This window comes from Oleomonas cavernae, assembly GCF_003590945.1.
GTDB lineage: Bacteria > Pseudomonadota > Alphaproteobacteria > Zavarziniales > Zavarziniaceae > Zavarzinia > Zavarzinia cavernae.
The window spans coordinates 1-7,423 of record NZ_QYUK01000014.1; the positions used below are offsets into that span (position 1 = coordinate 1).

The window sequence follows — 7,423 nt, forward strand, 5'->3', positions numbered from 1 at the left end:
CGAGGGCCTGGGCGAGAAGCAGGTGAAGGCACTGTGGGACTGGGGCCTGGTCCACGGCCCCGGCGATATCTTCCGCCTGGAGGAGCGCGACCGGCAATCGTTGACGCCCTTGCGCAATCGCGACGGCTGGGGCGCGCAATCGGCCAGGAAACTGTTCGAGGCGATCGAGCAGCGGCGCAAGGTGCCGCTGGCCCGCCTGCTCTTCGCCCTGGGCATGCGCCATGTCGGCGAGCGCAACGCCAGCCTGATCGCCCGCCATTTCGGCTCGGTCGAAACCCTGGCCGAGGCCTGCCTGACCACCGACGAACGCCGGGCCGAGGCGATGGCGGAGTTGCTCACCGTCGACGGCCTGGGGCCGATCGTGGTCGAGGCCTTCGACCAGTTCCTGGCCGAGCCGCACAATGCCGATACCTTGCGCGACCTGGTCGGGCTGCTCGATGTCCAGCCGCCCGAGGCGCGCGCCGCCGACAGCCCGGTCGCCGGCAAGACCGTCGTCTTCACCGGCACCCTGGAACGCATGACGCGCGACGAGGCCAAGGCCCGCGCCGAATCCCTGGGCGCCAAGGTTTCGGGCTCGGTCTCCAAGAAGACCGATATCGTGGTTGCCGGCCCGGGCGCCGGGTCCAAGCTGGCCAAGGCGACCGAATTCGGCGTGCAGGTCATGACCGAGGACGAGTGGCTGAGCCTGATCGGCGGCTGAGAGGTTTTCATGACGGGTGAGATCGACCGCCGCGCCATTCTGCTCGCCCGGGCGGTGGTCGTGCTGTTTCGGGATTTCGAGCTGGTCGCCCGCGAGGCGGAAATCACCGTGCCGCAGTACCGCTTCCTGCTGTTCCTCAAGCGGGGGCCCAAGCGGGCGGGGGAACTGGCCTTCGAGGCGGCGATCGGCAAGCCGACCGCGTCGGCCCTGATCGTCGAGATGGAAAAGCGCGGCCTGATCACCCGCGAGGCCGATCCCGACGATGCGCGCAGCATCCGCCTGCGCCTGACCGACCTGGGCCTCGACCGCCATGCCGCCTTCGAGACGGCCCTGGCGCGGCACCTGCAAGGCGTGCTGTCAGGGGGCGACGCCGACCGCATCCTGGAGGCTACCACCGAACTGGCCTATCTGATCGATGCCATGCGCGACCGCGCGTCAGTCGAATCAGTGGGCAATCTGATCGGCGACGAGCGTGATTGATCGGCGGTCTCTTGACGCGCCGCCGCCGCTATCGCCTTCTGGGCTTTGGTTGGGCGGGACGCGGAAGGCACGACTGTCGGCGTTGGGCGAACGGGGACTGGCATGACGACTTATCAGAAGGCAATTGCCGACGCCCAATTCGCTCTCTCCCAGCATTCCCGCCGGAACAACAAGGCAGCAAGGCTTCTCGAATGCTTGGACAGCATCAGGGCCGAGGCCGCCAAATTGGGCGACGAGCATCCCAAGATTGCCAAGGTGAAGGAATGCGAGGCATCGCTTCTGGTCGCCCTGGGGCAGAATGACGATGCCATCGCCGTGTTCAACGACCTGCTGGCCAAGCTGCCGCGCAAGCCCCGGCGCAAGCGCGTCAAGGCGGCAAAGAAGAAACTGGTCTATCTCGCCCGCCTGCTGAACATCTTCGAAACGATCCTGCGCGCCGGCGAACGCAGCCAGCGCGCCGCGGTCAAGCAGCAATTGCTGGGCGTCGTGCAGGCGAACCTGCCGGTGGTCTCCAAGTCGCTCGAGGAAATGCGCCTGCGCGTCGGCTTCATGAAGCTCGGCATGGGGCGCGACCATACGATCAATTTTCTCGATGCGCAGGCCAAGGGCCCCTTTGGCGACGAAGCGGCGATGGAGGCCCTCAAGCTCGCCATCGAGCAATTCATCTCCGACCCCCACGGCAGCCTCTACGAAAGCATCGCGGGGCGCCTGAACCGCAAGCGCCAAGCCAAGTGGTGGTCCTTGCGGGCCAAGCCGCTGAGCGAGACCTGGCTGCTCGGCAATGCGATCCTGCACGCCTATTTCACGCGGGAGACGGCAAAGGGCCTGCGGCCCGCCGATCTGCGCACCGGGACCATGGCCCAGGTGACGCAGACCTATATCGCCAAGGCCTCGATCTTCGGCCGCCCCAGGCTGAGCCGACTGGTGCCGCTGATCGGCGAGGAGACGATCTGGAGCGATGTCTACGACGGCGCCGAGGAAACGAAGCGGCTGATCACCGACGCGCTCTTCAACGCGGCCTTCACCAAAGGGCGCGCGCAGGACGCCGAGGTGACCGAAGACCTGCGCCTGAAGATCGCGCGCTGCGCCACCTGCCTGCAGGGCTTCTGGCAGCAAGCCGATTTGCGGGAGGATCTGCTCGGCCGGCTGGAGGAGGCTTGGTCGGGCATCGATACCCCACGCGCCTTCGTCGTGCGCGGCCAGATCGCCGTCGTTCGCAACGAGCACGACCGTGCCGAACAACTCTTCATGACGGCCGAGGAGCGCGACACCAGGCAGGGCCTGACCGGGTCGGGCCATTCGACCTTCATTTCGCCCGACCGGGTGAAACTGCGGGATTTCGGCATCGACAACAGCCCGTTTTCGGCCGACGCCTGCAAGTTCGAGCTCAAATTCGCCGACGAGGCGGACGGCGACGGGCCGGTGGCTGTAACCAGTGCCGATCCGATCTATTTCCGCCGCTATGCCGTGCCCTATGCCACCAGCCTGTGGGCATTGGCGCCCCGGATGCCCATTCACTTTCACGTGCTGGGCGATCTTGGCAATGTCGAGAACACCCTGGTTGCCCTGGGGAGGCCGGCGGCGCCTTCTCCATCTCGACCGAGACCCCCGCAGTCTCCAAGCCGTATTACTATGCCACTGCCCGCTTCCTGCGCGCCGCGGAATTCATGCGGCTGTTCAAGCGGCCCTTGATACTGACCGATATCGACATCGTCTTTCGCGACGATCCGGCGCGATACGTGCCGCGCTGGATCGAGGCCGGTGATGTGGGCGTCCGATTCTTCGACGCGGTGCGGGCGCGCTGGTCGGTCTCCCGCAAGCGCCTCCTGTACCGGTATCCCAAGTTCGAGCCTTGGCGCATGCTCAACGCCGGCTGCGTTTACCTGAAGGCGAACACGCAGGCCAAATCGTTTCTCGATGTGCTGGCCAACCATACCTCGGAAGCCATGGCACGCTTTGCCGACAATCGCGGTTCGAACTGGTGGATCGACCAGAACATTCTCTATGCGGTCTTCGTTGCGACCATGCGGCAGGGGTCGGCCAAGGTATTCAGCCTGGAAAACACCGGCATCCCCTTCGGCGGCTACGTCCCGGTCGAGGGAGATCTGGGCCGGTCGGCCGGCACCCATCCGGCATTGGCCTTGCTGCAGGCTTGACACCCCGGGAGTCTCGCCAATAGTTCGTGCCACGAACTAAAAGCCCGAGGAAGCGCCTGATGGAACTGACGCCCCAGCACGAGGAACTGCGCCGCACCGTGCGTCGCTTCATCGAGGCGGAGATAAACCCGCATGTCGACGCCTGGGAAGCGGAGACGATTTTTCCGGCGCATGAAGTCTTCAAGAAGATGGGCGACCTCGGGCTACTGGGCATCGCCAAGCCGGAGGCCTATGGCGGCTTGGGCCTCGACTATTCCTACAGCGCGGTGATGTCGCAGGAACTGAGCCGGATCAACTCCGGCGGTGTCGCCATGGCCATCGGCGTGCAGACCGACATGGCGACGCCGGCGATCGACGGCGCCAGGAATTCCTGGCGCAACTCGTCCGAACCGAAGCGGGCCAGCGCCGGCGTCGCCATGTCGGTCTGCACGCCGATGGCCATGGCGACACCGCCGGAGTTGATCCGGCTCAGTTCCTGCGACATCACCGCGCTGTAGGAATAGTCGAGGCCCAAGCCGCCATAGGCCTCCGGCTTGGCGATGCCCAGTAGCCCGAGGTCGCCCATCTTCTTGAAGACTTCATGCGCCGGAAAAATCGTCTCCGCTTCCCAGGCGTCGACATGCGGGTTTATCTCCGCCTCGATGAAGCGACGCACGGTGCGGCGCAGTTCCTCGTGCTGGGCGTCAGTTCCATCAGGCGCTTCCTCGGGCTTTTAGTTCGTGGCACGAACTATTGGCGAGACTCCGGGGTGTCAAGCCTGCAGCAAGGCCAATGCCGGATGGGTGCCGGCCGACCGGCCCAGATCTCCCTCGACCGGGACGTAGCCGCCGAAGGGGATGCCGGTGTTTTCCAGGCTGAATACCTTGGCCGACCCCTGCCGCATGGTCGCAACGAAGACCGCATAGAGAATGTTCTGGTCGATCCACCAGTTCGAACCGCGATTGTCGGCAAAGCGTGCCATGGCTTCCGAGGTATGGTTGGCCAGCACATCGAGAAACGATTTGGCCTGCGTGTTCGCCTTCAGGTAAACGCAGCCGGCGTTGAGCATGCGCCAAGGCTCGAACTTGGGATACCGGTACAGGAGGCGCTTGCGGGAGACCGACCAGCGCGCCCGCACCGCGTCGAAGAATCGGACGCCCACATCACCGGCCTCGATCCAGCGCGGCACGTATCGCGCCGGATCGTCGCGAAAGACGATGTCGATATCGGTCAGTATCAAGGGCCGCTTGAACAGCCGCATGAATTCCGCGGCGCGCAGGAAGCGGGCAGTGGCATAGTAATACGGCTTGGAGACTGCGGGGGTCTCGGTCGAGATGGAGAAGGCGCCGCCGGCCTCCCCCAGGGCAACCAGGGTGTTCTCGACATTGCCAAGATCGCCCAGCACGTGAAAGTGAATGGGCATCCGGGGCGCCAATGCCCACAGGCTGGTGGCATAGGGCACGGCATAGCGGCGGAAATAGATCGGATCGGCACTGGTTACAGCCACCGGCCCGTCGCCGTCCGCCTCGTCGGCGAATTTGAGCTCGAACTTGCAGGCGTCGGCCGAAAACGGGCTGTTGTCGATGCCGAAATCCCGCAGTTTCACCCGGTCGGGCGAAATGAAGGTCGAATGGCCCGACCCGGTCAGGCCCTGCCTGGTGTCGCGCTCCTCGGCCGTCATGAAGAGTTGTTCGGCACGGTCGTGCTCGTTGCGAACGACGGCGATCTGGCCGCGCACGACGAAGGCGCGTGGGGTATCGATGCCCGACCAAGCCTCCTCCAGCCGGCCGAGCAGATCCTCCCGCAAATCGGCTTGCTGCCAGAAGCCCTGCAGGCAGGTGGCGCAGCGCGCGATCTTCAGGCGCAGGTCTTCGGTCACCTCGGCGTCCTGCGCGCGCCCTTTGGTGAAGGCCGCGTTGAAGAGCGCGTCGGTGATCAGCCGCTTCGTTTCCTCGGCGCCGTCGTAGACATCGCTCCAGATCGTCTCCTCGCCGATCAGCGGCACCAGTCGGCTCAGCCTGGGGCGGCCGAAGATCGAGGCCTTGGCGATATAGGTCTGCGTCACCTGGGCCATGGTCCCGGTGCGCAGATCGGCGGGCCGCAGGCCCTTTGCCGTCTCCCGCGTGAAATAGGCGTGCAGGATCGCATTGCCGAGCAGCCAGGTCTCGCTCAGCGGCTTGGCCCGCAAGGACCACCACTTGGCTTGGCGCTTGCGGTTCAGGCGCCCCGCGATGCTTTCGTAGAGGCTGCCGTGGGGGTCGGAGATGAATTGCTCGATGGCGAGCTTGAGGGCCTCCATCGCCGCTTCGTCGCCAAAGGGGCCCTTGGCCTGCGCATCGAGAAAATTGATCGTATGGTCGCGCCCCATGCCGAGCTTCATGAAGCCGACGCGCAGGCGCATTTCCTCGAGCGACTTGGAGACCACCGGCAGGTTCGCCTGCACGACGCCCAGCAATTGCTGCTTGACCGCGGCGCGCTGGCTGCGTTCGCCGGCGCGCAGGATCGTTTCGAAGATGTTCAGCAGGCGGGCGAGATAGACCAGTTTCTTCTTTGCCGCCTTGACGCGCTTGCGCCGGGGCTTGCGCGGCAGCTTGGCCAGCAGGTCGTTGAACACGGCGATGGCATCGTCATTCTGCCCCAGGGCGACCAGAAGCGATGCCTCGCATTCCTTCACCTTGGCAATCTTGGGATGCTCGTCGCCCAATTTGGCGGCCTCGGCCCTGATGCTGTCCAAGCATTCGAGAAGCCTTGCTGCCTTGTTGTTCCGGCGGGAATGCTGGGAGAGAGCGAATTGGGCGTCGGCAATTGCCTTCTGATAAGTCGTCATGCCAGTCCCCGTTCGCCCAACGCCGACAGTCGTGCCTTCCGCGTCCCGCCCAACCAAAGCCCAGAAGGCGATAGCGGCGGCGGCGCGTCAAGAGACCGCCGATCAATCACGCTCGTCGCCGATCAGATTGCCCACTGATTCGACTGACGCGCGGTCGCGCATGGCATCGATCAGATAGGCCAGTTCGGTGGTAGCCTCCAGGATGCGGTCGGCGTCGCCCCCTGACAGCACGCCTTGCAGGTGCCGCGCCAGGGCCGTCTCGAAGGCGGCATGGCGGTCGAGGCCCAGGTCGGTCAGGCGCAGGCGGATGCTGCGCGCATCGTCGGGATCGGCCTCGCGGGTGATCAGGCCGCGCTTTTCCATCTCGACGATCAGGGCCGACGCGGTCGGCTTGCCGATCGCCGCCTCGAAGGCCAGTTCCCCCGCCCGCTTGGGCCCCCGCTTGAGGAACAGCAGGAAGCGGTACTGCGGCACGGTGATTTCCGCCTCGCGGGCGACCAGCTCGAAATCCCGAAACAGCACGACCACCGCCCGGGCGAGCAGAATGGCGCGGCGGTCGATCTCACCCGTCATGAAAACCTCTCAGCCGCCGATCAGGCTCAGCCACTCGTCCTCGGTCATGACCTGCACGCCGAATTCGGTCGCCTTGGCCAGCTTGGACCCGGCGCCCGGGCCGGCAACCACGATATCGGTCTTCTTGGAGACCGAGCCCGAAACCTTGGCGCCCAGGGATTCGGCGCGGGCCTTGGCCTCGTCGCGCGTCATGCGTTCCAGGGTGCCGGTGAAGACGACGGTCTTGCCGGCGACCGGGCTGTCGGCGGCGCGCGCCTCGGGCGGCTGGACATCGAGCAGCCCGACCAGGTCGCGCAAGGTATCGGCATTGTGCGGCTCGGCCAGGAACTGGTCGAAGGCCTCGACCACGATCGGCCCCAGGCCGTCGACGGTGAGCAACTCCGCCATCGCCTCGGCCCGGCGTTCGTCGGTGGTCAGGCAGGCCTCGGCCAGGGTTTCGACCGAGCCGAAATGGCGGGCGATCAGGCTGGCGTTGCGCTCGCCGACATGGCGCATGCCCAGGGCGAAGAGCAGGCGGGCCAGCGGCACCTTGCGCCGCTGCTCGATCGCCTCGAACAGTTTCCTGGCCGATTGCGCGCCCCAGCCGTCGCGATTGCGCAAGGGCGTCAACGATTGCCGGTCGCGCTCCTCCAGGCGGAAGATATCGCCGGGGCCGTGGACCAGGCCCCAGTCCCACAGTGCCTTCACCTGCTTCTCGCCCAGGCCTCG

The 7,423-nt window shown here is 65.7% G+C and carries 8 protein-coding genes and 1 pseudogene; 5 read left to right on the plus strand and 4 right to left on the minus strand.

Annotation, left to right across the window (positions count from 1 at the left end):
* From D3874_RS25180 to D3874_RS32565, 5 genes are all read left to right on the plus strand, one after another.
* A partial coding sequence (locus D3874_RS25180) for a BRCT domain-containing protein (protein ID WP_274380644.1) occupies nt 1-700 on the plus strand: 700 nt, incomplete at its 5' end.
* 9 nt (nt 701-709) lie between these two features.
* Nucleotides 710-1,180 carry a MarR family winged helix-turn-helix transcriptional regulator gene (locus D3874_RS25185; protein ID WP_119777210.1) on the plus strand — a complete coding sequence of 157 codons (471 nt, stop codon included), beginning with the start codon at nt 710-712 and terminating at the stop codon, nt 1,178-1,180.
* 195 nt (nt 1,181-1,375) lie between these two features.
* The gene (locus D3874_RS25190) at nt 1,376-2,872 is read left to right on the plus strand and encodes a hypothetical protein (RefSeq protein WP_119782493.1); all 1,497 of its coding nucleotides are present in this window, start codon (nt 1,376-1,378) and stop codon (nt 2,870-2,872) included.
* The gene (locus D3874_RS25195; protein WP_119782494.1) at nt 2,848-3,336 is read left to right on the plus strand and encodes a putative nucleotide-diphospho-sugar transferase; all 489 of its coding nucleotides are present in this window, start codon (nt 2,848-2,850) and stop codon (nt 3,334-3,336) included. The genes D3874_RS25190 and D3874_RS25195 overlap by 25 nt, the downstream gene beginning before the upstream one ends.
* Nucleotides 3,337-3,395: 59 nt before the next feature.
* Entirely contained in the window at nt 3,396-3,833 is a 438-nt protein-coding gene (locus D3874_RS32565) for an acyl-CoA dehydrogenase family protein (protein WP_274380645.1), read from the plus strand.
* Here D3874_RS32565 and D3874_RS25205 read toward each other — a convergent pair.
* From D3874_RS25205 to D3874_RS25220, 4 genes and pseudogenes are all read right to left on the minus strand, one after another.
* Nucleotides 3,740-3,991 (minus strand): annotated as a pseudogene (locus tag D3874_RS25205) (acyl-CoA dehydrogenase family protein); the annotation flags it as partial. The gene D3874_RS32565 and the pseudogene D3874_RS25205 sit on opposite strands and share 94 nt — an antisense overlap.
* Nucleotides 3,992-4,087: 96 nt before the next feature.
* Nucleotides 4,088-6,049 (minus strand): putative nucleotide-diphospho-sugar transferase, encoded by a 1,962-nt coding sequence (locus D3874_RS25210; RefSeq protein ID WP_119777211.1) that lies wholly within the window; start codon nt 6,047-6,049, stop codon nt 4,088-4,090.
* A gap of 195 nt (nt 6,050-6,244) precedes the next feature.
* Nucleotides 6,245-6,715 (minus strand): MarR family winged helix-turn-helix transcriptional regulator, encoded by a 471-nt coding sequence (locus tag D3874_RS25215; RefSeq protein WP_119777210.1) that lies wholly within the window; start codon nt 6,713-6,715, stop codon nt 6,245-6,247.
* A gap of 9 nt (nt 6,716-6,724) precedes the next feature.
* The coding region (locus tag D3874_RS25220) for a BRCT domain-containing protein (RefSeq protein WP_274380646.1) at nt 6,725-7,423 on the minus strand (699 nt) is incomplete at its 5' end.